The sequence below is a fragment of the Azospirillum thiophilum genome (assembly GCF_001305595.1).
GTDB classification, from domain to species: domain Bacteria; phylum Pseudomonadota; class Alphaproteobacteria; order Azospirillales; family Azospirillaceae; genus Azospirillum; species Azospirillum thiophilum.
In genome coordinates this window covers 463,515-488,510 of sequence record NZ_CP012401.1, presented here as the reverse complement: position 1 = coordinate 488,510, position 24,996 = coordinate 463,515, and the positions used below count along the sequence as shown (strand labels likewise).

At 66.4% G+C, this 24,996-nt stretch carries 27 protein-coding genes and 2 tRNA genes; 14 read left to right on the top strand and 15 right to left on the bottom strand.

The genetic code is table 11. From position 1 onward, the window contains the following. Positions 1 to 191 precede the first annotated feature (191 nt). Positions 192 to 1,760: a lysine--tRNA ligase gene (locus tag AL072_RS02295; protein WP_045581688.1), complete on the bottom strand. Its 1,569-nt coding sequence runs from the start codon at positions 1,758 to 1,760 to the stop codon at positions 192 to 194. 201 nt (positions 1,761 to 1,961) lie between these two features. Between AL072_RS02295 and AL072_RS02290 the strand changes: the two genes are divergently transcribed. From AL072_RS02290 to AL072_RS02280, 3 genes are read left to right on the top strand one after another with little or no spacing between them, the layout of a single operon-like run. Continuing rightward, positions 1,962 to 2,285, top strand: a complete 324-nt coding sequence (locus AL072_RS02290; protein WP_045582576.1) for a DMT family transporter — start codon at positions 1,962 to 1,964, stop codon at positions 2,283 to 2,285. A gap of 57 nt (positions 2,286 to 2,342) precedes the next feature. After that, positions 2,343 to 2,681, top strand: coding sequence for an ArsR/SmtB family transcription factor (locus AL072_RS02285; RefSeq protein WP_045581689.1), 339 nt, complete (start codon positions 2,343 to 2,345; stop codon positions 2,679 to 2,681). Further along, positions 2,678 to 3,157, top strand: a complete 480-nt coding sequence (locus AL072_RS02280) for an SRPBCC family protein (protein ID WP_045581690.1) — start codon at positions 2,678 to 2,680, stop codon at positions 3,155 to 3,157. The genes AL072_RS02285 and AL072_RS02280 overlap by 4 nt, the downstream gene beginning before the upstream one ends. Positions 3,158 to 3,181: 24 nt before the next feature. Here AL072_RS02280 and AL072_RS02275 read toward each other — a convergent pair whose 3' ends face one another. Beyond that, positions 3,182 to 5,803 carry an EAL domain-containing protein gene (locus AL072_RS02275; RefSeq protein WP_045582577.1) on the bottom strand — a complete coding sequence of 874 codons (2,622 nt, stop codon included), beginning with the start codon at positions 5,801 to 5,803 and terminating at the stop codon, positions 3,182 to 3,184. A gap of 417 nt (positions 5,804 to 6,220) precedes the next feature. Here AL072_RS02275 and AL072_RS02270 point away from each other — a divergent pair, with 417 nt between their 5' ends. Next, positions 6,221 to 6,715: a GAF domain-containing protein gene (locus AL072_RS02270; protein ID WP_045581691.1), complete on the top strand. Its 495-nt coding sequence runs from the start codon at positions 6,221 to 6,223 to the stop codon at positions 6,713 to 6,715. Between the two features lie 7 nt (positions 6,716 to 6,722). On the opposite strand, the gene mscL is transcribed toward AL072_RS02270, so the two are convergent. Next, positions 6,723 to 7,223 (bottom strand): large conductance mechanosensitive channel protein MscL, encoded by a 501-nt coding sequence (gene mscL, locus AL072_RS02265; protein WP_245636730.1) that lies wholly within the window; start codon positions 7,221 to 7,223, stop codon positions 6,723 to 6,725. A 235-nt stretch (positions 7,224 to 7,458) separates the two neighbouring features. Then, a complete protein-coding gene (gene secA / locus AL072_RS02260) occupies positions 7,459 to 10,182 on the bottom strand; it encodes a preprotein translocase subunit SecA (RefSeq protein WP_045581692.1) in 2,724 nt (907 codons plus the stop codon). Between the two features lie 416 nt (positions 10,183 to 10,598). On the opposite strand from secA, the gene AL072_RS02255 reads away from it, so the two are divergent. The 5 genes from AL072_RS02255 (at position 10,599) to AL072_RS02235 (ending at position 15,792) form a co-directional block, all read left to right on the top strand. Continuing rightward, positions 10,599 to 11,552, top strand: coding sequence for a peptidylprolyl isomerase (locus tag AL072_RS02255; protein WP_045581693.1), 954 nt, complete (start codon positions 10,599 to 10,601; stop codon positions 11,550 to 11,552). Positions 11,553 to 11,748: 196 nt separating this feature from the next. After that, entirely contained in the window at positions 11,749 to 12,987 is a 1,239-nt protein-coding gene (argJ, locus tag AL072_RS02250; protein ID WP_045581694.1) for a bifunctional glutamate N-acetyltransferase/amino-acid acetyltransferase ArgJ, read from the top strand. Positions 12,988 to 12,993: 6 nt separating this feature from the next. Beyond that, the gene (locus AL072_RS02245; protein ID WP_045581695.1) at positions 12,994 to 13,437 is read left to right on the top strand and encodes a (deoxy)nucleoside triphosphate pyrophosphohydrolase; all 444 of its coding nucleotides are present in this window, start codon (positions 12,994 to 12,996) and stop codon (positions 13,435 to 13,437) included. Between the two features lie 199 nt (positions 13,438 to 13,636). Continuing rightward, the gene (gene recQ / locus AL072_RS02240) at positions 13,637 to 15,601 is read left to right on the top strand and encodes a DNA helicase RecQ (protein WP_245636729.1); all 1,965 of its coding nucleotides are present in this window, start codon (positions 13,637 to 13,639) and stop codon (positions 15,599 to 15,601) included. A gap of 116 nt (positions 15,602 to 15,717) precedes the next feature. Further along, positions 15,718 to 15,792: transfer RNA gene (locus AL072_RS02235), tRNA-Thr, on the top strand. A gap of 270 nt (positions 15,793 to 16,062) precedes the next feature. On the opposite strand, the gene AL072_RS34800 is transcribed toward AL072_RS02235, so the two are convergent. Beyond that, positions 16,063 to 16,218, bottom strand: coding sequence for a hypothetical protein (locus AL072_RS34800; RefSeq protein WP_158511031.1), 156 nt, complete (start codon positions 16,216 to 16,218; stop codon positions 16,063 to 16,065). Positions 16,219 to 16,305: 87 nt separating this feature from the next. On the opposite strand from AL072_RS34800, the gene AL072_RS34060 reads away from it, so the two are divergent. After that, positions 16,306 to 16,959, top strand: coding sequence for an AbiU2 domain-containing protein (locus AL072_RS34060; protein WP_144428110.1), 654 nt, complete (start codon positions 16,306 to 16,308; stop codon positions 16,957 to 16,959). After that, entirely contained in the window at positions 16,960 to 17,151 is a 192-nt protein-coding gene (locus AL072_RS02230; protein WP_045581696.1) for a hypothetical protein, read from the top strand. It abuts the gene before it with no gap. Between the two features lie 107 nt (positions 17,152 to 17,258). Here AL072_RS02230 and AL072_RS02225 read toward each other — a convergent pair whose 3' ends face one another. The 3 genes from AL072_RS02225 to sfsA form a co-directional block, all read right to left on the bottom strand. After that, complete coding sequence (locus AL072_RS02225; protein ID WP_045581697.1) at positions 17,259 to 17,645, bottom strand: hypothetical protein; 387 nt, start codon at positions 17,643 to 17,645, stop codon at positions 17,259 to 17,261. A 282-nt stretch (positions 17,646 to 17,927) separates the two neighbouring features. Next, on the bottom strand, positions 17,928 to 18,737 hold the full coding sequence (map, locus tag AL072_RS02220) for a type I methionyl aminopeptidase (protein WP_045581698.1): 810 nt from the start codon (positions 18,735 to 18,737) through the stop codon (positions 17,928 to 17,930). Positions 18,738 to 18,786: 49 nt separating this feature from the next. Further along, positions 18,787 to 19,524 carry a DNA/RNA nuclease SfsA gene (sfsA, locus tag AL072_RS02215; protein WP_045581699.1) on the bottom strand — a complete coding sequence of 246 codons (738 nt, stop codon included), beginning with the start codon at positions 19,522 to 19,524 and terminating at the stop codon, positions 18,787 to 18,789. A 67-nt stretch (positions 19,525 to 19,591) separates the two neighbouring features. Between sfsA and AL072_RS02210 the strand changes: the two genes are divergently transcribed. Next, positions 19,592 to 20,377, top strand: a complete 786-nt coding sequence (locus AL072_RS02210) for a competence/damage-inducible protein A (protein WP_045582580.1) — start codon at positions 19,592 to 19,594, stop codon at positions 20,375 to 20,377. 137 nt (positions 20,378 to 20,514) lie between these two features. Continuing rightward, positions 20,515 to 20,760 (top strand): hypothetical protein, encoded by a 246-nt coding sequence (locus AL072_RS02205; protein ID WP_045581700.1) that lies wholly within the window; start codon positions 20,515 to 20,517, stop codon positions 20,758 to 20,760. Positions 20,761 to 20,783: 23 nt separating this feature from the next. Here the strand turns inward: AL072_RS02205 and AL072_RS02200 are convergent, their stop codons facing one another. After that, positions 20,784 to 20,963, bottom strand: coding sequence for a hypothetical protein (locus AL072_RS02200; protein ID WP_045581701.1), 180 nt, complete (start codon positions 20,961 to 20,963; stop codon positions 20,784 to 20,786). Between the two features lie 258 nt (positions 20,964 to 21,221). On the opposite strand from AL072_RS02200, the gene AL072_RS02195 reads away from it, so the two are divergent. Further along, positions 21,222 to 21,306 (top strand) — tRNA-Leu (locus AL072_RS02195). Between the two features lie 117 nt (positions 21,307 to 21,423). Here the strand turns inward: AL072_RS02195 and AL072_RS02190 are convergent. The 6 genes from AL072_RS02190 to AL072_RS34790 all read right to left on the bottom strand — a co-directional run bounded on the left by AL072_RS02190 (position 21,424) and on the right by AL072_RS34790 (position 24,996). Further along, positions 21,424 to 23,019: a terminase large subunit gene (locus AL072_RS02190; protein WP_045581702.1), complete on the bottom strand. Its 1,596-nt coding sequence runs from the start codon at positions 23,017 to 23,019 to the stop codon at positions 21,424 to 21,426. Continuing rightward, positions 23,016 to 23,417 (bottom strand): phage terminase small subunit P27 family, encoded by a 402-nt coding sequence (locus AL072_RS02185; protein WP_045581703.1) that lies wholly within the window; start codon positions 23,415 to 23,417, stop codon positions 23,016 to 23,018. The genes AL072_RS02190 and AL072_RS02185 overlap by 4 nt, the downstream gene beginning before the upstream one ends. A 101-nt stretch (positions 23,418 to 23,518) precedes the next feature. Next, positions 23,519 to 23,851: an HNH endonuclease signature motif containing protein gene (locus tag AL072_RS36170; RefSeq protein ID WP_045581704.1), complete on the bottom strand. Its 333-nt coding sequence runs from the start codon at positions 23,849 to 23,851 to the stop codon at positions 23,519 to 23,521. Positions 23,852 to 23,855: 4 nt separating this feature from the next. After that, positions 23,856 to 24,215 carry a hypothetical protein gene (locus AL072_RS02180; protein WP_045581705.1) on the bottom strand — a complete coding sequence of 120 codons (360 nt, stop codon included), beginning with the start codon at positions 24,213 to 24,215 and terminating at the stop codon, positions 23,856 to 23,858. After that, positions 24,212 to 24,844: a head-tail connector protein gene (locus AL072_RS02175; RefSeq protein WP_052709970.1), complete on the bottom strand. Its 633-nt coding sequence runs from the start codon at positions 24,842 to 24,844 to the stop codon at positions 24,212 to 24,214. The genes AL072_RS02180 and AL072_RS02175 overlap by 4 nt, the downstream gene beginning before the upstream one ends. 2 nt (positions 24,845 to 24,846) lie before the next feature. After that, positions 24,847 to 24,996, bottom strand: coding sequence for a hypothetical protein (locus tag AL072_RS34790; RefSeq protein WP_158511029.1), 150 nt, complete (start codon positions 24,994 to 24,996; stop codon positions 24,847 to 24,849).

Below are 24,996 nucleotides of genomic sequence, written 5' to 3'. Positions count from 1 at the left end.
CGCGGTATGGAATAAGGTTTGCTCCGCCCAACGGATAGGCTGAAAAGCAGCATTCTGCATATTTTGAAGCCAATTCCAGAATCGCGGGTCAGACGAACGATCGAAATTGAAAATGATCGCGCATTTTATCGTTCGTAAACGAAAAAGGGGATGCCGACCGGCATCCCCTCCTTTTCCCGCCATGCCGCCAATCAGGCCGCCAGCTTCTCGCGGATCAGCGCCTTGGTCTCGTCGATGCCGTAGAGCTGGATGAAGGACCCCATGCGCGGCCCGGTGGTCTGGCCCAGCAGCACCTCGTAGAGCGCCTGGAACCAAGCCCGCAACTCGGTGAAGCCATGGGCCTTGCCGACCTCGAAGACCTCGTTCTGGATGGCGTCGGCGCGGACGTCGGCCGGCAGGCCGTCCAGCTTGGCCAGCAGGTCGGTCAGGGCGGCGCGCTCGGCGTCGGTGGGGGCGCGGAAGCGCTTGGTCGGCTTCACCTGATCCTGGTAGTAGCGCACGGCATAGCCGATCATGCTGTCCAGGAAGGGGCTGTTCTCCGGCGTGGCGTCGGGCGCGTAGCGGCGGATGAAGCCCCACATGCTGTCCTTGGTCTCGGCATTCGCCGCCCCGGCCAGGTTGAGCAGCAGGTTGAAGGACACGTCGGAGCGCACCGCCGGCGGCTTGCCGTTGTGGATGTGCCAGGCCGGGTTCTCCAGCTTTCTTGCCGGCTCCTCGCCATGGACCTTGTCGACGAAGGTCAGATACTCGTCCACCGCGCGGGGGATGACGTCGAAATAAAGCCGCTTGGCCGATTTCGGCTTCTGGAACATGTAGAGCGCCAGGCTCTCCGGCGGGGCGTAGGCCAGCCATTCCTCCATGGTCAGGCCGTTGCCCTTCGACTTGGAGATCTTCTGGCCCTTGTCGTCGAGGAAGAGCTCGTAGTTGAAGCCTTCCGGCGGGGTGCCGCCCAGGATTTTGCAGATCTTGCCGGCCAGCTCGGCCGACGGGATCAGATCCTTGCCGTACATCTCGTAATCGACGCCAAGGCCGAACCAGCGCATGCCCCAGTCCGGCTTCCATTGCAGCTTCACATGGCCGCCGGTGACCGGAAGCTCGACCTTCTTCCCGTCCTCGTCCTCGAAGACGATGGTGCCGGCGTCGACGTTGCGTTCCAGCATCGGCACCTGGAGCACGCGGCCGGTCGAGGGCGAAACCGGCAGGAAGGGGCTGTAGGTCGCCTGCCGCTCGGCGCCGAGCGTCGGCAGCATCACCGCCATCACCTCGTCGTAATGGCGCAGGATGCCGAGCAGCGCCTCGTCGAAGCGGCCGGACTTGTACCAGTCGGTGGAGGACTGGAACTCGTACTCGAAGCCGAAGCCGTCGAGGAAGGCGCGCAGCCGGGCGTTGTTGTGGGCGCCGAAGCTGTCATGGGTGCCGAACGGATCGGGCACCTGGGTCAGCGGCTTGCCCAGGCTGGCCGCCACCATCTCCTTGTTGGGGATGTTGTCGGGCACCTTGCGCAGTCCGTCCATGTCGTCCGAGAAGCAGAACAGCCTGGTCGGAATGTCGCTCATGGTCTGGAAGGCGTGGCGCACCATGCTGGTGCGCGCCACCTCGCCGAAGGTGCCGAGATGCGGCAGGCCCGACGGACCATAGCCGGTCTCGAACAGGACATAGCCTTTGGCGGGCGGCGCTTTGGCGAAGCGCGCGACCAGTTTGCGCGCCTCCTCGAACGGCCATGCCTTCGCCTGCAACGCCAGATCCCGCTCGCCGGTCATGTCGGACCCTTTCGACACCAGATAGATAGATAAAGTCCAGGCCACAGAATATGCCTGGGAATGAGGGCAAAGACCGTAGGGCCGGCGGCGCGTGGCGTCAACAGCGGGACTTGCCGCGGCAATGCGGCGGGTCCATCCTGCGCCGCTTCTTGGGGCAGGGCCGTTGGACTCGGCTGCCGGAATTTTGGGGGCTTGGTGTCGATGAGCTGGCTGTATCTGGCGGTCGCGATCCTGTTCGAGATCGTCGGCACCTCGGCGATGAAGATGTCGGACGGGATGACGCGGGCCGGGCCGGCGGCGGTCGTGGTGCTGTGCTACGGCGTCGCCTTCGTCCTGCTGGCGCAGGCGCTGCGGACCATCGAGGTCGGCATCGCCTATGCCATCTGGTCGGCGGCCGGAACCGCCGCCATCGCCGCCATCGGCGTGGTGGTGTTCGGGGAATCGCTCAGCCTGTTGAAGATCGCCGGCATCGCCCTGATCGTCGCCGGGGTGGCCAGCCTGCACGCGGCCAACGGCGCCGCCTGATGTGCAGCATGATAGTTAGGTATTGACCTAACTATTGATCGCCGATAGGGTGAGGCCATGGATGCGGCTCTCGACAGGACGTTCCGCGCGTTGGCCGATCCGACGCGCCGGGCGGTGGTTCAGGCGCTGGCGCGCGGGCCGGCTTCGGTCGGCGACCTCGCGAAGCCTTTCGAAATGGCCTTGCCGAGCTTCCTCCAGCATCTCCGGCTGCTGGAGGACAGCGGCCTCGTCGAGACGCGCAAGATCGGCCGGGTCCGCACCTGCACGCTCAGGCCCGAGGCGCTGGCGGCCGTGGAAGGCTGGCTGGACGCCCAGCGCAGCCTGTGGAGCAAGCGGCTCGACCAGTTGGACAATCTGGTGCTCGACCTGAAGGAAAGGGAGGAAGGAACCCCATGAGCGTCACGCCATTCGTCTTCGACCCGCGCCTCGATCTCGAACTGAAGCGCGAGGTCGAGGTTCCGCCAAGGCTCGTCTGGCGCGCCTGGACCGAGCCGGAGCTGCTCATGAAATGGTTCACGCCGGCGCCCTGGCGGACCACGGCCTGCGAAATCGACCTCAAGCCCGGCGGCAGGTTCCGCACGGTGATGGAGGGGCCGAACGGCGAGCGGAACGACAGCACCGGATGCCTCCTCGCGGTGGAGCATGAGAGGCTGCTGGTCTTCACCGATGCGCTGGGCCCCGGCTACCGTCCCGCCGGCAGCGGCTTCATGACCGCGTCGGTCACGCTCGAGGCGACGGAGACCGGCACGCTCTATACCGCCGTCGCCTGTCACAAGGACGAAGCGGCGAAGACGCAGCACGAGGAGATGGGCTTCCATCTGGGGTGGGGCACGGCGCTCGACCAGCTGGTCGCGGTGGCGAAGGGGCTCTGACTGCGCCTGCCGTTCCGTGCCGTTCTACACCTTCACCTTGAACGGATTCACCTGCCGGGCGGCGCGTTCCACCGCCTCGGCGGGGCCGGGGCGGCCGAGGAAATAGCCCTGGGCGACGTCGCAGCGCAGCAGGCGCAGGGCCTCCAGCGTTTCGGCATCCTCAACCCCCTCGGCGACGGCGGTCAGGTTCAGGCTGTGCGCCATCTGGATGACGGCGGCGGTGATCTTGGCGCTGTCATGGTTGCGGGTGAGGTCGGCGACGAAGCTGCGGTCGATCTTCAGCTTGTCCACCGCCAGACGACCGATGTAGGACAGGTTGGAATAGCCGGTGCCGAAATCGTCGATCGAGACCTGGATGCCCATCGCCTTGATGCGGCGCAGATTGTCGATCACCAGCTCGGTGTTCTGGATCAGCATCGATTCGGTCAGCTCCAACTCCAGCAGCAGCGGATCCAGGCCGCTGTCGGCCAGCGCCTGCGTCACCGTGCGGACCAGGTCGTTGCGCTGGAGTTGCAGCGCCGAGAGATTGACCGCGATCGACAGCGACAGCCCCTGGCTGCGCCAGCGCGCCGCCTGCCGGCAGGCCTCCGCCAGCACCCAGGCGCCGATGGGGACGATCAGGCCGCTGTCCTCCGCGACCGGAATGAAGGCGCCGGGCGGGATCATGCCCTTGTCCGGATGGTTCCAGCGCAGGAGCGCCTCCGCCCCGATCACGGCGCCGGTCTCCAGGCTGACCTGCGGCTGGTAGTGGATCAGGAACTCCTGCCGTTCCAGCGCCCGGCGCAGGCTGCTGCGGGTCGACAGGTGGGCCACGGCCTCCGCGTTCATCGCCTCGGCATAGAAGCGGTGGGTGTCGCGGCCGGACGCCTTGGCATGGTGCAGGGCGGTGTCGGCGTTCTTCAGCAGGGTGGCGAAGTCGCTGCCGTCGGCGGGCGCCAGCGCCACGCCGGACGACAGGGTGACGCTCAGCTCCTGCCCCGCCACCTGGAAGGGCCGGGCCATCGCCTCGTGCAGGGAGGCGACCGCCTCCACCACCGCGTCGCCGTCGGGCAGCCCGGACAGCAGCAGGATGAATTCGTCACCGCCGCCGCGGCTGACGGTGTCGGTGTCGCGCACCGCGGCCTTCAGCCGGTCCGCAACCGCGCGCAACAGCGCGTCGCCGACGGCGTGGCCCAGACTGTCGTTCACCGTCTTGAAGCGGTCCAGCCCGCAGGCGACCAGCGCCACCAGCCGGCCGTTGCGCTCGGCCCGGGCCAGCGCCTGCCCGGCGCGGTCCTGCACCAGCAGCCGGTTCGGCAGCAGGGTCAGCGCGTCGTGGTATGACAGGAACTCCATCCGCTCCTGCGCCGCCTTGCGTTCGGTGATGTCGCGCACCACCACCAGCAGCCGGCGGTCGTTGCCGTCCACCGCGGCGCGCCGCATGCTGACCTCGACCCAGAACAGCGTCCCGTCCAGCTTGCGGGCATGCCATTCGAACAGCTGGGGGGTGCCGGCGGATGCCTTGCGGATCCAGGCCGCGGCGTCCTTGCGGGTGTAGGGCGGCACGCCGGAGCTGATCATGTCGACTTTGATGGCCGGCAGCGGTGTGTCGCCGATGCCGTACATCTCCACCATCCGGCGGTTGACCTCCTGGATGTTGCCGCTGTCCAGGTCGTGGATGAAGATGGCGTCGGTGACGTTGTCGAAGATGGTGCGGACCCGCTCCTCGCTGGCGGTCAGCGCGGCGACGGCGGTGCGCAGGCTCTCGGTCTTGCTTTCCACCTGGCGGCGCAGCAGCAGCCCCCACACCAGCGCGCCGATGCCGAGCACGAGCATGCCGGCCAGCAGCTTGACCAGCAGGTCGATCAGCTGGGGATTGACCGCGCCGGCGATGCTGCGGCCGAGCCAGCGATCCTCGATCTCCTTGCGCTCCGACGGGGTGATGCGGGCGAAGCCGTCGGCGACCAGCTGGTAGAGCGCGGCGTCGCCCTTGCGCACCGCCCAGTGCAGTTCGCCGGTATAGAGCGGGTCGGTGTAGCGGAAACGCCCCTGCACCCCGCGCTTGGTCATGTAGTAGTTGGCCGACGGGTCGTCCATGCAGAAGACCCGCGTCTCCTGCCGCGCCGCGGCCTCGATCATCGTCTCGAAGCCGGAATAGCGCTGGAAGGCGGTGATGCCCTGCTCGGTCAGCCATTCGACGCAGAAGTCGCGGTCCTTCACCCCGACGGTGAAGGCGCGCAGCGAATCGACCCCGGTGATCCCGCTGAGGTCGGCGCTGAACCAGATCGGCACGTCGACCTCGGCATAGGGCTGCGAGAAGTCGTAGAGCAGTTCGCGCGCGGCATTGCGGAAGATGGTCTCGATGACGTCGGCGTCGCCCTTGTCCATCGCCTGCCGGGCGAGGCCCCAGTCGGTCGCCAGCATGTGGACCGCGATGCCGGTCTTCTGCGACCACAATGCCCACAGATCCTTGACGATCCCGACATGGGCGCCGTAGCCGTCGCGGAAGCTGTAGGGCGGGTAATTGTCGTCGAGCGCCACCCGGATCAGCGCCGGGCGCGGGGCGGCGTCCTGTGCGGCGGCGGGCACGGGAAAGGCCGGCTGCGTGGGGCCGATCGCCGCCGCCGGGCCGCCGGCCAGCATCGCCAGCAGGAGCGCGGCCAGCATCCGCAGCACAGCGGGCCATCCGCCCCTCCGTCCGCCCCTCCGTCCGCAACGGCCGACGCGCGCGGTGGAGCGCATCGTCGGATCCCGGCACGGACGGTTGGCGGACATGGGCATGGCCTTTGCCGAGGGCAGGGGGCTTGTGGGGAGCCGGTGCGGATGGCGGTCCCGCCGCGGGGGACCGGTACCGATCCGAAGAGCGTACCCCGTCCGTCCCGGCTCGGCAACGAGGGGTTCTTGCGGCTCCGGCACGATAGCCCGCCTTGGTGGAGGGGGGGCGGCCTTGGGAAAACCTGCATTCGCAAGATCCGCCGCTTTCCCCGTCCATGGCGGCAAATCCGTCGACAGCGGGCGGTGCCTCCGGTACTGACTGAAGCAACAGGGATTTTGATGAAATCGCCCGGACCAGCGGAGCGTGCCATGGACAGGACACAAGCGGCGGTTTTCGGGCTGCGTGTCGGACACGCGACGGTCGGGGATGTGTGGAAGGCCGCCTGCGAGGACATCGTGGAGCGCACCGCGGTGTCGCGCGCCAGCGTCTGGGCTTTCGCGGACGGGCGGGAAAAGCTGGTCTGCCTGAACCTGTTCGACGCGGACCGGCGCGAGCATGGCGGCGGCATGGTGCTGCTGCGCGCCGACCATCCCGACTATTTCCGCGCCATCACCAACAATTCCCGCGTGGTGGCGAGCGATGCGCTGACCCACCCGGCGACCCGCTGTTTCGCCGGGAGCTATTTCAAGGGAAACGACATCCGCAGCCTGCTCGACTACATCGTCCTGTACGAGAATGTGGCGGTCGGCGTGCTGTGCTGCGAGCAATCGGGGGCGATGCGGGAGTGGACGCCGGCCGACAGCGCCTGCCTGCAATCGGTGGCGATGCTGATCGGGACGGTGTTCCTGGCAGCCGGCGGCTGAGGGCCGGTCAGGACGGACGGTCGGGCGGCGCCTTCGCCGTCGCCTGGGCGCCGGTCTCGACCTTGGTCCGGTCTTCGGCCCGGCCGTCGTCCCGGTCGTCGCTTCGGGCGCGCAGGGCGTCGCGGATTTCCTCCAGCAGCTGCTCCTGCCGCGGCGGGGTCTTCGGCGTTTCCTTGTGCAGGACATGCAGGCGGTTGACCTGCCGCACGATCAGGAACAGCGCGCCGGACACGATCAGGAAATTGATGCAGGCGTTGATGAAGCGGCCGTAATTCACCGTGGCCGCCCCCGCGGCCTCCGCCGCCTGGAGCGAATCGTAGCCGCCGCCCGACAGGCTGAGGAAGTAATTCGAGAAGTCGATGCCGCCCATCACCCAGCCGATGGGCGGCATCAGGATGTCCTTGACCAGGGAATTGACGATCCCGGTGAAAGCGGCGCCGATGATGATGCCGACCGCCAGCTCAACGACATTGCCGCGGCTGATGAATTTCTTGAATTCTTCGAGCATGACGTCCCGTCTTCCGTGGTTGCTGGAGGGGAAACGGGGTGGGAAGGGGTTGGTTTCAATGGAGGCTCTTGCCCCCTCCCTAACCCTCCCCCGCCCTCGGCCGGCCGAAGGCCGGTCCGATCGCGGGAGAGGGGACTGCCGCGGTATTGCCAATTCATCCTTTCCCGCGAAGCCGTGGGAAGGGTGGGGGCACTGCGCCGGCGCCCGACCGATCAACGGTTACACCATCCGGTCCTTACGCCATGCGCCCGTGGCAGTGCTTGAACTTCTTGCCCGACCCGCAGGGGCAGGCGGCGTTGCGGGGCGTGTTGGCCATCACATCCTCCGGCAGCGGCTGGTCTTCCGGCGTGCCGGCCAGCGAAGAGGCGCGGACCATGCCGTCCGGCAGGGCTTCGTCGATACCGGCCATGGCGAGCGCCGGGTCGGTGCGGCCCTCGTGCATCTCCTGCATCTGGCGGGCGAACAGCTCCTCCTGCGACGGAGCCATACGGATTTCGACATGCATCAGGATGCTGGTGACCTGCTCGCGCAGCGCCATCAGCATGCTGTCGAACAGCTCGAAGGCCTCGCGCTTGTACTCGTTCAGCGGATCCTTCTGGGCATAGGCGCGCAGGTTGATGCCCTGGCGCAGATGGTCGAGCTGGAGGAGATGATCCTTCCATTCCTGGTCCAGGACCTGGAGCAGGATGCTCTTCTCGACATGCCGCATCGTCTCGGCGCCGTAGGCCTCCTCCTTCTCCGCATATTTGCGGTCGGCGGCCTCGCGCACGCGCTCCTCGATCTCCGGCTCGGCGATGCCCTCTTCCTTGGCCCAGTCCTGCACCGGCAGATCCATGCCCAGCACGCGGTTCACGCCCTCGTGCAGGCCGTCGATGTCCCACTGCTCGGAGTAGCTGTTGGCCGGAATGGCGGTCGACACCATGTTGGCGATGATCTGATGGCGCATCTCGCGGATTTCCTCCGCGATGTCGGCGCTCTCCATCACCTCGTGGCGCTGCTCGTAGACGACCTTGCGCTGGTCGTTCATGACGTTGTCGAACTTCAGCAGGTTCTTGCGCACCTCGAAGTGATGCGCCTCGACCTTCTGCTGCGCCTTTTCCAGCGCCTTGTTGATCCAGGGATGGATGATCGCCTCGCCGTCCTTCAGGCCGAGACGCTGGAGCATGCTGTCCATCCGCTCCGACCCGAAGATGCGCATCAGGTCGTCTTCCAGCGACAGGAAGAACTTCGAGGTGCCGGGGTCGCCCTGGCGGCCCGAACGGCCGCGCAGCTGGTTGTCGATGCGGCGGCTCTCGTGCCGCTCGGTGCCGATGACATAGAGGCCGCCGGCCTGCTTGACCGCCTCGCGCGCCTCGGCGATCTCGGCCTCGATCTGCTTGATGCGGGCGTCGCGCTCCGGGCCTTCTGGCAGGTCCGCCAGCTCGACCTCGATGCGCATCTGGAGATTGCCGCCGAGCTGGATGTCGGTGCCGCGGCCGGCCATGTTGGTGGCGACCGTCACCGCCCCGGCGCGGCCGGCTTGCGCTACGATGTAGGCCTCCTGCTCATGGTGGCGGGCGTTCAGGACGTTGTGCGGGATGCCGCGCTTGGTCAGCAGATCCGCCAGCAGCTCCGACTTCTCGATCGAGGTGGTGCCGACCAGCACCGGCTGGCCGCGCTTGCGCGCGTCCTCGATCAGGTCGGTCATCGCATGGTATTTCTCGGTCGCGGTGCGATAGACCTCGTCGTCGTGGTCGATGCGCTTGACCGCGACGTTGGTCGGGATGTCGACCACCTCCAGCCCGTAGATCTCGCCGAACTCCGCCGCCTCGGTCAGCGCGGTGCCGGTCATGCCGGCCAGCTTCGGATAGATGCGGAAGTAGTTCTGGAAGGTGATGGAGGCCAGCGTCTGGTTCTCGCGCTGGATCGTCACCTTCTCCTTGGCCTCCAGCGCCTGGTGCAGCCCTTCGGAGAAGCGGCGGCCCTCCATCATGCGGCCGGTGAACTCGTCGATGATGACGACCTTGTCGTCCTTGACGATGTAGTCCTTATCGCGCTGGAACAGCATGTGGGCGCGCAGCGCCTGCTGCGAATGGTGGACCAGCGCCACGTTCTGGATGTCGTAGAGCCCGCCGGTCTTCAGCAGCCCGGCCTGACCCAGCAACTGCTCCATGTGCTCCTGGCCGGCCTCGGTGAAGCTGACGGTGCGGTGCTTCTCGTCCTTCTCGAAATCCTCGGGCACCAGCAGCGGGATCAGCCGGTCGACCTGGACATACATCTCCGACGAATCGGTCGAGGGACCGGAGATGATCAGCGGCGTGCGCGCCTCGTCGATCAGGATCGAGTCGACCTCGTCGACGATGGCGTAGTTGAAGGGCCGCTGGACCAGCTCCTCCAGCCGGAACTTCATGTTGTCGCGCAGATAGTCGAAGCCGAACTCGTTGTTGGTGCCGTAGGTGATGTCGGAGGCATAGGCGGCGCGCCGCTCGTCATCGTCCAGCCCATGGACGATGCAGCCGGTGGACAGCCCAAGGAAGCTGTAGACCCGCGCCATCCAGCCGCTGTCGCGCGAGGCGAGATAGTCGTTCACGGTGACGACGTGGACGCCCTTGCCTTCCAGCGCGTTCAGGTAGACGGCCAGCGTGGCGACCAGCGTCTTGCCCTCGCCGGTGCGCATCTCGGCGATCTTGCCGCTGTGCAGCACCATGCCGCCCAACAGCTGGACGTCGAAATGGCGCTGGCCCAGCACGCGTTTGGCCGCCTCGCGCACGGTTGCGAAGGCGTCGGGCAGGATGTCGTCCAGCGTCTCGCCCTTGGCCAGCCGCTCGCGCAGCCAGTCGGTGCGGCCCTTCAGCTGGTCGTCCGACAGCGCGGCGACCGACGGCTCCAGCGCGTTGATCTGAGCCACGGTCTTGTGCAGCGCCTTGACCGCGCGCGTGTTGGCGGTGCCGAAAATCTTGCGGGCGAGAGCGCCGAACATGAAAACCTCGGGAGTAAAGCGGAATGTGGGCCAGCCTATCGACGGGTTTCACATAGGACTATGGAGAGGCCCTGTCAACGAGACCGGGCGAGACCGGGGCGAGACTGCACCCGGCCCGCCGGCCCGCCGCATGACATCATGATGAATTCGCATCCAGGAAGCGGGGAGCCGGCTGGATGCCGCGGCCGGGGGCTGGTATAGGCCGATGCGGCGGCACAGTTCCTGTGACGGGACGATGGCGACCCTTGCCCACGGCAGGCGAGCCATGCTTAATCCCTTGCGGAATCGGGCGCGGAGCGGCGGATGGCTCCGATGCCGCGGGCCCTTGCGAAACGGACGGCGTCTTCGATGGTGCCCCCCCCTTCACTATTGCCCCTCGTGTTGCGAAGCATCCGCCGGAAGGAAAAAGACACGCCATGGTTCATCGAGTGTTCCGCACCGCGCTGCTGTCGGTTGCCGCCTGCGGCATCGCGCTGGCCGCCCATGCCCAGACGCCGGCTCCGGCCACCCCCGCGCCGGCCGCTTCGGCTCCGGCTGCCGCCGCTCCGGCCGATCCGGTGGTCGCCCGCGTCAACGGCGAGGAACTGCACAAGTCGGACGTCACCCGCATGGTCTCGCAGCTGCCGCCCCAGGTGCAGCAGATGCCGATCGAGATGATCTATCCGGCGGTGATCGACCAGCTGGTCAGCGGCAAGCTGGTCGCGTCGGCCGGCTACAAGGCCGGCCTGGCCGATTCGGCCGAGGTGAAGGACGAGATCAAGCGCGCCGAGGAGCGCGCGGTCCAGCGCGCCTACATCCAGAAGGAGATCAAGGCCCGCGTCACGCCGGACGCGCTGAACAAGGCCTATCAGGAGTTCCTGAAGGAGAACCCGGCGCATGAGGAGGTCAAGGCCGCCCACATCCTGGTCGAGAAGGAGGACGAGGCCAAGGCCATCATCGCCCAGCTGAAGAAGGGTGGTGATTTCGCCAAGCTGGCCAAGGAGAAGTCCAAGGACGCCGCCGCCGCGGCCCAGGGCGGCGATCTCGGCTATTTCACCAAGGATTCGATGGTCGAGCCCTTCGCCAACGCCGCCTTCGCCATGAAGCCGGGCGAGGTCAGCAAGGAGCCGGTGAAGACCCAGTTCGGCTATCACATCATCAAGGTCGAGGACAAGCGCACCCAGCCGCAGCCGACGCTCGACGAGGTGAAGCCGCAGCTGGAGCAGACGCTGTCCAAGGACCTCGTCACCGCGCTGGTCGACGAGCTGCGCGGCGCCGCGAAGGTCGAGACCTTCCAGCTCGACGGCTCGCCGATGCCGAAGGAAGAGCCGGCCGCTGCCCCGGCCCCGGCCCCGGCCCCGGCCGCTCCGGCGGAGCCGGCGAAGAAGTAAGGGGACGGGGGGCGTACCATGCCCCCACCCCAACCCTCCCCCGCTGGGCGGGGGAGGGGGTAAGCGCTTTTGCAGGAGAGCGGCGGCAGTCCCCTCCCCTGCGAAGCGGGGGAGGGTTAGGGTGGGGGCAATACGCCAGCACCTCAAACCCTCCACGCCCACCACACCACCACTCCCCCACCACGGGAATTCCTCCATGGCCACGACCCTCTCCCCCTTGGCTCCCGCCAGCTTCCCGACGCTGCCGCCCATCGCGGGCGTGCGCATCGCCACGGCGAACAGCGGCATCCGATACAAGGGCCGCGACGATCTGCTGCTGGCCGTGCTGGATCCTGGCACCAGCGTGGCGGGCGTGCTGACCCGGTCGCTGACCTGCTCGGCCCCGGTGGTCTGGTGCCGCGACAGCCTGCCCAAGGGTCAGGCCCGCGCCGTGGTGGTGAATGCCGGCAACGCCAACGCCTTCACCGGCAAGGCGGGCGACGCCACCGTCCAGGCAACCGTCACGGCCGCCGCCGAACTGGCGGGCTGCGCCCCGGACGAGGTCTACATCGCGTCGACCGGTGTGATCGGCATCCCGCTGGCCGCCGACGCCATCGGCAAGTGCCTGGCGCCGATGGCCCCGAGCCTTGCCGCCGATTCGGCCGCGTGGGAGAAGGCCGCCCGCGCCATCATGACCACCGACACCTTCCCCAAGGGGTCGGTGCGCATCGCGACCATCGGCGGCACGACGGTGACGATCGCCGGCTTCGCCAAGGGCTCCGGCATGATCGCGCCGGACATGGCGACGATGCTGGGCTTCGTCTTCACCGACGCCGCCATCGCCGCCACCGCGCTGCAGGACATGCTGTCGGAATTCACCGAGCGCACCTTCAACGCCATCACGGTCGACGGCGACACCTCGACCAGCGACACGCTGCTGCTGTTCGCCACCGGCAAGGCCGGCAACGCCCCGGTGTCGAGCGCCGACGCCGGCGAGCTGGCGGAGTTCCGCGCCGCGCTGGAGGATCTGCTGCTCGACCTGGCGCTGCAGGTGGTGCGCGACGGCGAAGGGGCGACCAAGTTCGTCGCCGTCACCGTGCGCGGCGCCGACAGCGACGCCGCCGCCAAGCGGATCGGCATGACGGTGGCCAACTCGCCGCTGGTCAAGACCGCGGTGGCCGGCGAGGACGCCAACTGGGGCCGCATCGTCGCCGCCATCGGCCGCGCCGGCGAGCGGGCCGACCGGGATCTCATCAGGATCACCGTCGGCGGCACGCTGATCTGTGCCGACGGGATGGAAGTCCCCGGCTATGACGAGACGCCGGTCGCCGCCCACATGAAGGGCAAGGAAATCGACATCGACATCGATCTCGGCCTCGGCAAGGGGACGGCGAAGGTGTGGACCTGCGACCTGACGCACGGTTACATCGACATCAACGGCAGCTATCGGAGCTGACCGGCCGTGGCCGCCTGTTTCGATCCCAGCTCGACCCCGGCTCCCGGCTCGCTGCCGGTACTGCTGGTCGTCGCGGTGGCGCTCGTCGATGCCGACGGGCGCGTGCTGCTGGCCCAACGCCCGCCCGGCAAGTCGCTGGCCGGCCTGTGGGAGTTTCCCGGCGGCAAGGTGGACGCCGACGAGACGCCGGAGGCCGCGCTGGTGCGCGAGCTGAAGGAGGAACTGGGCATCGACACGGCGGCGAGTTGCCTTGCCCCCTTCACCTTCGCCTCGCACAGCTACGAGCGCTTCCATCTGCTGATGCCGCTCTATGTCTGCCGGGTGTGGGAGGGCGACGTCATGCCGCAGGAGGGCCAGAAGCTCGCCTGGGTCTATCCGAACCGGATGGGCGACTATCCGATGCCGCCGGCCGACGTGCCGCTGGTGGCGATGCTGCGCGACCTGCTGTAGGAGCGCCGGGAAGGAGGGCGGCTTCTTCATGCTGCCTTCCTCCTTCCGCTGTTTTCGCTCTACACGCGGACGGTGAGCGGGCGCTGCGGTCTCACGCCAATGCGTTGTGGCGACTGTGGTGGTCCGAGCTTTGTTCCCGGACGTGACCCTTTGCGGCTTTGCCATGGGGCCGATCTGTGCCACATGATGAGTCGTTGAGATGAGAAGCCGAATCTCCGGCACCACTTTCCTGAACCGCATCGGCGTGGATTCGTTGTTTTCCTACAGCAACCGGGGTGCGTCGGACGGCGGCTTCGGAGACCGGCCGGCCACGGCGCTCGACGCGCTGCGGACCGTGTTCGGCTACGATTCCTTCCGTGGCCAGCAGGCCGACATCATCGACCATGTGGTGCGCGGCGGCGACGCGCTGGTCCTGATGCCGACCGGCGGCGGCAAGTCGCTGTGCTACCAGATCCCGGCGCTGGTGCGCGACGGGGTGACGGTCGTCGTCTCGCCGCTGATCGCCCTGATGCGCGACCAGGTGACGGCGTTGCGGGAGCTGGGCGTGCGCGCCGCCTTCCTCAACTCCTCGCTCGGGCCGGCCGAGGCGCGGGAGGTCGAGCGGGCGATGCTGCAGGGCGAGATCGACCTCGTCTATGTCGCGCCGGAACGGCTGGTGACGCCGCGCTTCCTCGATCTGCTCGACCGTACCCGGCTGGCGCTGTTCGCGTTGGACGAGGCGCATTGCGTGTCGCAGTGGGGGCATGACTTCCGCCCCGAATATCTCCAGCTGTCGATCCTGCACGAACGCCACCCGATGGTGCCGCGCATCGCGCTGACCGCGACCGCCGACGTGCAGACCCGGGCCGAGATCAAGGAGAAGCTGGGGCTGACCGACGCCCGCGTCTTCCTGTCCAGCTTCGACCGGCCCAACATCACCTACCGCGTGGTGCCGAAGAAGAGCGAGCGCCAGCAGATGCTGGCCTTCCTGCGCGAGAACCACCCGGAAGACGCCGGCATCGTCTATTGCATGTCGCGCAACAAGGTGGAGGAGGTAGCGGCCTGGCTGAACGGCCAGGGCCGCGAGGCTCTGCCCTACCATGCCGGGCTGCCGGCCGAGATGCGCGAGGCCAACCAGGACCGCTTCATCAAGAGCGAGGGTCTGGTGATGGTCGCGACCGTCGCCTTTGGCATGGGCATCGACAAGCCGAATGTCCGCTTCGTCTGCCACCTCGACCCGCCCAAGAGCCTGGAGGCCTATTACCAGGAGACCGGCCGCGCCGGCCGCGACGGGCTGCCGGCCAACGCCTGGATGGCCTACGGCATGGCCGACGTGGTGATGCTGCGCCAGATGCTGGAGCAGTCGGAGGCCGGCGACAGCCACCGCCGGGTCGAGCGCGGCAAGCTGGAGGCCCTGCTGGGCTTCTGCGAGACGCCGGACTGCCGCCGCCAGGTTCTGCTGAACTATTTCAACGAGACGCTGCCGGAGCCTTGCGGCAACTGCGACACCTGCCTGGATCCGATCGAGACCTGGGACGGCACCGTCGCGGCGCAGAAGGCGCTGTCGGCGGTCTACCGCACCGGCCAGCGCTATGGCGCCGGCCATTTGATCGACGTGCTTGTCGGCAATGCGACCGAGAAGGTGATCCAGCAGCAGCATGACCGTCTGAAGACCTTCGCGGTCGGCAAGGATCTGTCCAAGGTCGAATGGCAGTCGGTCTATCGCCAGCTGGTGGCGACCGGCCTGCTGACCGTCGACCTAGAGGGCTATGGCGGTTTCCGCCTGACCGATGCCGGGGTCGCGGTGATCAAGGGGCAGCGGGTGGTCAAGCTGCGCAAGGATCCGGTGCTGGAACGCCGGCGCGGCGTCCACGACGCGCTGCGCCGCCACACGGCGCGGGGCGGCAGCGTCGGTGGCGGGGAGGGCGTGTCCAGGAGCGGCGCCCGCGGTGCGCTGTCGGCGGCGGACGACGTGCTGTGGCACGCGCTGAAGGACTGCCGCACGGCGCTGGCCAAGGCCCAGAGCGTGCCGCCCTATGTGATCTTCCATGACAGCACGCTGCTGGAAATGGTGGCCCAGCGTCCGCAGGACCACGCGAGCTTCGCCCATCTGCCGGGGGTGGGTGGCCGCAAGCTGGAGCGCTACGCCGACGCCTTCCTGGAGGTGATCCGCCAGCACGGCTGAGGGCGGCGGATGGGGGGTGCGCAAGCATGGCAGGCTTGAGAATGGAGGGCCGATTTTTCCGAAATTCACCGCTTGCATCCCATGGAGCACCTCGCTATGTTCCGCGCCACAACGACGCCGCAGTAGCTCAGGGGTAGAGCAACTGATTCGTAATCAGTAGGTCCGGGGTTCAAATCCCTGTTGCGGCACCACTCTAAGGCCCTGAAAGGTAACGCCTTTCGGGGCCTTTCCATGTCCGGGGTCCGCAAGCTCGTTTTTGCAGCGGACCTGTAGCGGACCCGCCGGGCGGAAATCCGGGTCCGCCAGCTTTCGGGCGCGAAGCCCGGCCCCAGTAGAAACGCGATGGCATCTGTCCAGTCGCAACCATGTTGGAATTCTCTGTATCGCGAAATCATAGGGAGAAATGAAATATGCGCATGCGGCCTGTCCGGTGAGATCGGGCGGCTTTACTTTTGGGACTGTTACCCCCATATGCGCAGCCGCGTCGCGATCAACACCATGCCCGGCTTCTCTGCCGCGTTGTAGGTGACGTGGCGATTGGCGTTCAGCTCATCCACTGTTCGTGCCGGATCTGAGGCCATGGCGAGGACGGCAAAGACGGTGCGGATAGCGGTCATATTACTGGCAGCCACGACATTGCTTGATCTAAGATTCAATGTCTGTGGTCTTCCAATCCCTAGTCATTTCACAATTAAGGAACGAAAATGGCCGAGATGCCGGAAGAGATTTTTGGTGTTTATCAAGAATTAAAGAACGAGGTAACTTGGCTTCATGCGAAGTGGAAAATATATAGGCAGCTTTATGCAAAAAGCGAAAAGAGAGTTAACCTCTTAAACGAAGTTGCAAGAGCATTTTTTTACATTATTGAGCAATCTCTCAGGTCGGAAATAAGCATATATGCTAGTAAACTTACTGATCCTGCGCGTTCAAGGAAATTTGAAAATCTCTCTCTGTATCAGTTGCAGGAAAGAATAGCGAAGAACTGCGATGCCGATTTTTCTTCTGGTTCTCAGGAGTTGCTTGATATCGTGAAGGAAAGATGTGCTCCACTCCGCAATTGGCGGGATAAGAAATTGGCTCATTTAGATCTGAATGTCGCAATGAATACAGCGACGACTCCTCTGCCATCGTTTTCAAGAAAAGAAATTGGAGGTGCGATTTCGTCTATTGCGGAGTACATGAACAATATCGAGGGATACTATAATGATAGTCATCATGCTTATGAAATGGTGAGCATCCCAACAGATGCGAACGCACTTATTGAAATGCTAAAATGGTCAATGCGATATGAAGAACTTCGGAGCACAGGAAAGATAGCAATTGATGATTGGTCTTTGGGGGATTGGCGTGATGCATAGATGACCGGCACGCTGTCCGCCATGGGCTATCGCCAGACCTTCAAGCGGAACGACTATCGCACCTTGGGCAACGGGCGGGGCAGCGGCTTCGTCACCGGGTTGCGCGTCGGTGGGGCGTGGCGCATCTACGCCCAGGGCGTTTACACGGCACAGCGCCGCGACCGCATCGCGTCCTTCCGCCGCCTGATGTGATGCACCCATCACCCGGTCAATGCCGGGCGCTCGGCCAACACCGTGCGGGCGTATCGGCCACCGCAAGCTCCGATCCGGGAACCGCCGGGTTTTCAGGGGGTGACAGATCAGGGCGTCTTCCGCAGCGCCTCGAGCATGGCCGTGCGAAGCATGTCGGGCGAACAGGGCATCTCCAGCAGGATGCCGCCGGATGCTCCGGCCTTCCAGTGCTGGAGCAGGTTGGGATCGGCGGTGATGCCGATCCATGGCAGCGGATGGCCCATTTCGGCTTCAAAGCGGTCGCCCAAGCGGTCGCCGGTGTCCAGGCCATCGGTTGGAGGCAGCAACAGCAGGGTCGGGCGCAGGCCCTTGTCCCTCATGATCGCGATGATGTCGTCGACGCAGTCGCCGGCGATGACCCGGCACCCCCACGACTCGAGCAGAGCCTCGACGCCCAGCCGCAGGATGGCGTTCTGTTCAAGGACAACGACGGTGTTCCCTGTGATTGCTGGCACGGCGTGATCCCATCCGGACGTTGGGCGACTTGGAGACTGTCCAAGATCGAAAACCCATCGGAGGGCGGGATGGTATCCGTGGCCTCTTTTTTGTCATTAACCTGTGATGGGTTCAACCCAAGGTGCGTGCGGCTCTGCCATGTCCACCAACCCCATGATGGTCGGGCGGCGACGCCGATGTCGACAGACCGCATCGGGCGGATGCGGAAGCGGCCTGCCGGCTCCGCCACCGGGGCGCCTTGCGCCCGGCGGCGGCCGGCGACTTGACAAGCGCGCTCCGCCTCACTCCACCGGGTAGGGCGGCTTCGTGTAGCCCGCCGGCGACAGGGTGAAGATCTCCGCCCCGTCGGCGGTCACGCCGATGGAATGCTCGAACTGGGCGGACAGCGACTTGTCCTTGGTCACCGCGGTCCAGCCGTCGCCCAGGATCTTCACGTCGGCGCGGCCGGTGTTGATCATCGGCTCGATGGTGAAGATCATGCCTTCCTTCAGCACCAGACCTTCGCCGGGCTTGCCGTAATGCAGGACCGACGGCGGCTCGTGGAAGACGCGGCCGACGCCGTGGCCGCAGAAATCGCGCACCACCGAGAAACGATGGGATTCCGCGAAGGTCTGGATGGCATGGCCGATGTCGCCCAGGGTGGCGCCCGGCTTCACCACGTCGATGCCGATCATCAGCGCGTCATAGGTGACGTCCACCAGCTTGCGCGCCTTCACCCCGACGTCGCCGCACAGGTACATGCGGCTGCTGTCGCCATACCAGCCGTCGACGATCGGCGTCACGTCGATGTTCAGGATGTCGCCGTCCACCAGCCGCTTGTCGCCGGGGATGCCGTGGCAGACGACATGGTTGACCGAGATGCAGTTGGCACGCGGGAAGCCGCGGTAGCCCAGCGGGGCGGGGATGCCGCCATGGTCGCGGATGAACTGTTCCAGCAGGCGGTCGAGCTCGCCCGTGGTGACGCCCGGCTGCACATAGGGGGCGATGAAGTCCAGCGTCAGCGCGGCCAGCCGGCCGGCCTTGCGCATGCCCGCGAACCCCTCCGGGCCATGCAGACGGACGCGGTTGGAGTCGACGTGATCCTGTTCCAAGACGAATGCCCCTATGCCAAAAAACCCGAAACCCGGACATGCCGCGGCGCTACAGAACGATCGGCAGCGGCCGGTCCAATTCAATCGATTCGGGCGTGATCGCGCAAGCCCAACACAGTGCCTCGACCCCCGAATCAAGCGCGCGGCGCAAGCCGGCGTCATAGGTCGGGTCGAGATCGGCCGCCGTGCGGAAATAAGTGCAGTCGGTGCGCTGGACAAGGTAGAGCATGACCGCCCGGCAGCCCTGCGCCACCATCGCCGCCATCTCCTCCAGATGCTTGGCGCCGCGGGCGGTGACGCAATCCGGGAACTCGGCGGCGTCCCCATGGGCGCCGCCCGGCCGGCGGAGATGGACGTTCTTGACCTCGACATAGACCGGCGGCCGGGCGGACGGCTGCGCCGGGTCGTCCTCCAGCAGAATGTCGATCCGGCTGTTGCGGCCGTACTTCACCTCGCGCCGCAGCCGGTCGTAGCCGGCCAGTTCCGGGATGGTGCCGGCGGCGATCGCGGCGGCGGCCAGGGCGTTGGGGTGCCCGGTGTTGACGCCGACCAGCCCCTCGCCCCAGGGGGCGGCGGCCTCGACCAGCTCCAGCGTGTAGGCAAGCTTGCGCTTCGGGTTGGCGGAGCGCGACAGCCACACCGCCGATCCCGGCAGGGCCAGCCCGATCATGCTGCCGGAATTCGGGACATGCACGGTGACCTCCGCCCCGTCCAGCTCGACGTCGGCGAGGAACCGCTTGTAGCGGCGGATCAGGCGGCCTTGAAGAAGGGGGGTGGGAAAGCGCATCTTGGCGGCGACGCTACCCTTGGCCTTCCCGCTCGACAAGAGCGTTCCGACGGAGACCCGCACCGCCATGACGTCCGAGACCGCCGTCCCCCCGGCCGAAGACAATCCGACCGCCGCCGTCCTGGTGATCGGCAACGAGATCCTGTCGGGCCGCACCAAGGACGCCAACCTGGGGCACATCGCCGAGAAACTGACGGAGATCGGCGTGCGGCTGCGCGAGGCGCGGGTGGTGCCGGACGTGGAGGAGGAGGTCGTCGCCGCGGTCAACGCGCTGCGTGCGCGCTACACCTACGTCTTCACCACCGGTGGCATTGGCCCGACCCACGACGACATCACCGCGGCCTGCGTCGCCAAGGCCTTCGGCGTCGCGCTGGAGCGCAACGGGGAAGCGGTCGCCCGGCTGGAGCGCCATTACGCCGCCGGCCAGTTGAACGAGGCGCGGCTGCGCATGGCCAACGTCCCGGCCGGCGGCATCCTGATCGACAATCCGATCAGCCAGGCGCCGGGGTTCCAGATCGGCAACGTCTTCGTCATGGCCGGCGTGCCGAACATCATGCGGGCGATGCTGGACGGGGTGCTGCCGCGTCTGGCCGGCGGGCCGGCGCTGCATGCCCGCACGGTGGCCTGCGAGCTGGCCGAGGGCGTGATCGCCGCCGAGCTGTCGGCCTTGCAGGACCGCCATCCGGCCCTGGAGATCGGCAGCTATCCCTATTTCCGCAACGGCTTCTTCGGCGTCAGCCTGGTCCTGCGCGGCACCGGCGAGGACGAGGTGGAGGCGGCGGCCGGCGAATTGGCCGACATCGTCCGGCGGCTGGGCGGCACGCCGACCGTGACCGTCGGAACCAAAGGGTAGGGTGACGCTATGACCGCGGCTATGTCGGGGGATCAATTGCCGCGGACCGATTCGGGTCTACATGGAGAGTTTGGCGCCAGGCCATCGGACCTCAGGCCGTTTGGCGCCGGGACCAAGTCTGCCGGGAGAGCCCCGCCATGAAGACCTTCGAGAAAGCGGCGTTGCTGTTCCTGCTGCGCCATCTGTTCGCCGGCATCGTCGGTGCGGTGGTGCTGGCCAGCGGACTGTTGTGGTTCGACGTCGCCCGGCTGGCCACCCTGATCGGCAGCAGCGAATACGGCATCACCGCCACGGTGATGCTCTATGCCGGCCTGATGCTGACCTTCGGCAGCGTGTCGATGGGAATCGGCATCATGACGCTGAACGAGGACAACCGGCCGTAGGATTAGGGGGGAAACGGTCCCGGTCAGAAGCGGGTGCCGAACGGTCCGAAGCGGTCGTAAATCCAGACCAGCGCGACGATCACCGCCAGCCACAGCGCCGCGTTGCGCACCGCCACGCCGCGGTTGCGGCGAAGGGCGGCAGGAACCACCAAAACCGCGACCATCAGAAGCGCCACCAGCGACAGCCAACTCGTCTCGCTCACGCCAAGCCCTCCCGTTTCCTGAGCCCATTCCCCGGGTCATGCATCAATCGACATGGCCCTTCGATATGGGACGGTCTCCGGTTTTGCGAAGGGGTCTTGACCGAAAGCCCGGCGATTGTCTAAGTCATGACGACGGAACGGCGCGTTGCATATCCATGTATGCAATCTCCGCGGGCATCCCGGTGCCGCTCCGTCGGCATGTGCTTTGGCATCGAGGCTCCGGTCGTCAGACCGGGACTCCGGTGGCGAAGCCGGGGCGCGGGCGTGGCGAAACCGGTAGACGCAAGGGACTTAAAATCCCTCACCTCTTGGTATGCGGGTTCGAGTCCCGCCGCCCGCACCATATTGAAAAGAAACGTATTTTCCCGCTCATAGCGGAAGGCGTCCAGAACGCCGAAATGCTCTAGGACCCACCCAGGACCCACGGGAAGCCATCGCGTCTTTGAGCCGGGACAGTCCGTCAGACGAAGAACTCTTCGTCGGGAACGTCCAGATCATAGATTGAGCTGCCCGAGTCGCCGTGCTGCGCCAGCGATACGGCGATAGCGCAGGCTACGGCACCGTCGATCCTCTCCCGCGCCTTGCCCTTGCTGAACAGCCGGTTGCCGGCCCGGTCGGTCTCCACTTGGATATTGTCGAAGCACCAGCGCAGCACCTCATGCCCGCCGTGCTGGAATTGCCGCCCGACTATGGCGCGCTCCAATTCCTTGATGGCCGGCGCCATGGTGATCCAGCCTTGCCGCACCTCCACAGCCGGATAGCCGTCTTCGGTCAGCGTGTTCAGTGTGGACCGGGCCAAGTGCGGGTCAATCCCGACCGACACCACATTGAAGCGGTCGCACAGGTCGCGGATGCAGTCTTCCACCGCGCGGAAATCCACCACGTTGCCCGGCGTCGGCTCGATCAACCCTTCATCGGCCCAACGGACATAGGGCACCCCGTCCCGATCCTGTCGGCCGCGCAGGTTGTCACCGGGGCAGAAGAAGTGCGGCAGCACCGCATAGCCGGTCCCGACGCGCCAGCACGCCACCACCACCGTCAGGTCCGAGTTGCTGGACAGGTCCACGCCCAGCCAACACGGCGCATCGGCCAGCGCGTTGAGGTCGAGCGGCGCCGCGCCTTGATCGTAGACCGGCATTTCAACGAATGGGTCGGTCGAGTGGTCGAGCCACACGTTCAGATGCAGTTGCTTGAACGCTTCCCGGTCCGCAGGCCGGTTCTCGGCTTCCCGCGCGAGCTGGCGCAGGCCGTCCAGATCGGGGAAGCCGTGGACCAAGCCGGGATTGGCGCGGAACCACACCCGTTCGTCGCGCCAATCCGCATCGGCCGGTGTCTCGAACAGCACCGGCAGCGTGCCGGGGTCGTCGATCTCACCACGGGCGACTCGGCGGGCATAGTCCACAATGTCGTGGGCAACGTTCTGCTGCCCTCGCCAGGCGGTGCTGATTACGACGGACAGGGAGCCGGGCACCTTGACCAGACCCGTGCGGATCACGTCCCACAGGTCGCGCTTGGGCCATGCGTGGAGTTCATCGACCAGGGCAAAGGTGGGCGTGGTGCCATGGGACCGGGCGGCGTCGCAGGATATGGCGCGTAGCTGGCACCCGCTCTTGGGATGCTCAATGCGATGCCGATAGTCGATGAAACGCAGCACCTTCTCAATCCGGGAGTCCTCCCGGCAGATGCCGGCGGCTTCCTCGAACCCGATGCGGGCTTGCTCGCGATCCGACGCGGCGAACAGCGCCAGCCCGCCGGGCACCCGCTCCGGGCCGATGGTGTGCAGCAGCCCCAGCCCGGCCCCTAGGCTGGTCTTGCGCCCGCCGCGCGGCAGCAGCATGACGACGTTGCGCACGATCCGCCGGCCGTCTGGATGGCGCGGGCCGTAGATGCGGCGGACCAAACGCTCTTGGAAGTCGTGAAGCTGGAAAGCCCGCTTCGGCAGGGTGGATTTCGGATGGCGCAGCACGCGCAGAAAATCGACGGCCCGTTGACCGAAGCCCAACGGATCGGGGATCTCGGAGCCGTCGTAAATCCATTCGGGAAAGGTCGTGGTCATAGGTCGAGGTCCGACAGGTCGTCGTCGTCATTGCCGGTCGGCGCGGCCTTGTTCCGGCTGGCCGGGGTCAAGCCCAACTCGGCGGCCAGCCGGCGGCTTTCCGTCAGCGCCTGGAACATGGTCTGAAAGGCCGGGTGGCGCTTCACGTCGCCCTTGTCGTTCTTCACCATGTCGCCTTCGGTGGCGATCATCGCCTGTGACCGGCGGATGGTGCCAGCGGCAAGGCAGTAGGCTTCCAACATCGGGAGGTCTTCACGGGTCAGGGTCTTGCGGGCGCGCAGACCGGGCACGACGCGGCGCCATTCGGCCTTGGCCTCGGTCGGCAGCCAGGACGGCACGGGCGGCAGCCGGGCAAGCCCGCCCTCGATAGCCTTCAGTTCCGGTTTCCGTCCACGCATCGCTCAACCCCTTTGGTCCATTTGCTCAATTCGGCTCTCTCGGGAGGAAGACCCCTGTCCGGTACCCAGCCCCATGGCGGGAAATCACAAACCCCCTATCCCTAACCCCTTGCTATCCCTGCCTTTTTCCCGTGCGTCTTGCGGTTATGGTGCAAGCGGCAAAGCGTCTGAAGGTTGGACGGGTCAAGGCGACGGTCGGGCCGGTCCTTGATGCTCACCTTGTGGTCAACGTCCACGCCCTCAGTCGATCCGCACACCACACAGCCGGGGTGCGTCGCCAGATGGGCGCGACGCAAGCGGTACCAATCCGAGTCGTAGCCGCGTTGGTGACGGTCGGGCCGGGCAGCCTCCACAGCCTTGGAACAGCGGGGGCACGGTCGGCCGGCGGGAATGATGGAGCCACACTTGCAGATGCGAGGCGCAGCGTAGGGCATGGCGTCATCCCCCTCGCACCCAGCACACCCAGCCGATAAGGTCGCCCGCCTCGTAGAGCGGTTCCGCCCCTTGAATGGCGCCATTGTCGAGGATGTCCCCGGACTTGATCTTCGCCGGCCACTGGGATGCCTGAACGCCGCTCGGAACCGGCCCCGGCCAGCCAGCGGCGGCAATGTCCGCTTGGGTGATGCGAATGTGACGGTCTCCCTGTGTAACCCCGCCGACAAGCTGTGTGGGCTGGTAGTTGCCGGCCTTCCCGTAGACGGTGCAGGTGACGAAGGTGCTGGACGTGCCGACGCGCCGCTTCAGTTCCAGCGGGCGCCCGGCGCGGTGCATGGACGCGGTGAGAGTGGCGGCGGTCATCCGAGCACCACCGACCTGTAGGGCTGAAGACGTTCCGCCACGTCGGCGGGAAGCCCTCCGTCACCACCGGCTTTGTCCGGGTCGAGCAGTGAGAACGTCTCAACGTCAACGTTCGTATAGGAACGCAACGCGGGGTCTCTGCCCTTGGCGTGGTAAGCCCGAACGCACAAGGCAATGCAGGCGGCTTCCACGTCCTCGGGCAGTGTCCGGCCAACCGCGCCCGGCATGGTAAAGCCAGCCGTGTATTCCACGTCGATCACGTCACCGGACCAACACAGGAAGCGGCGGCGGCTGTCCAAGCGGTAGAGCGTGCCTTGTTCGGCGTCGGCCTCGTAGACGGTCGAGGCAAGCGCGGTCCCGTCCACGGTGACGCTGGCGATGGTGACGACAGGCAGCCGGGACAGCAGCAATTCAGGCACCGGCCGGGCAAGGCGATAGGTCTCCCGCACCGTTTCAGCGGCGAACACCCGATTGCACCAGCGCCGAATGATGGCGCTGGCGCGGGTGATGGCGTCCGCCAGCCAAGCGTCATCACCAGAACCGGACACCGCAAGCTCGGCCTTCACCGCTGCGACGGTGGTGAGGTCCATGACGGTGGCGGGGGTGATGACGGTCAGCATGGTGCGCATGGTCATTCTCCCTTGCCGCGCCGCGCGTTGCGGACGCGGTAAAGAAGCAAAACGATGGTGAGGCACAGGACGACAATTTGAAGCGCCTCACTGAAACCCCCGGTCAGCGAGGCGATGGAAAGACCGCTGGTCGGAATGGCGAGGTCGGTCAT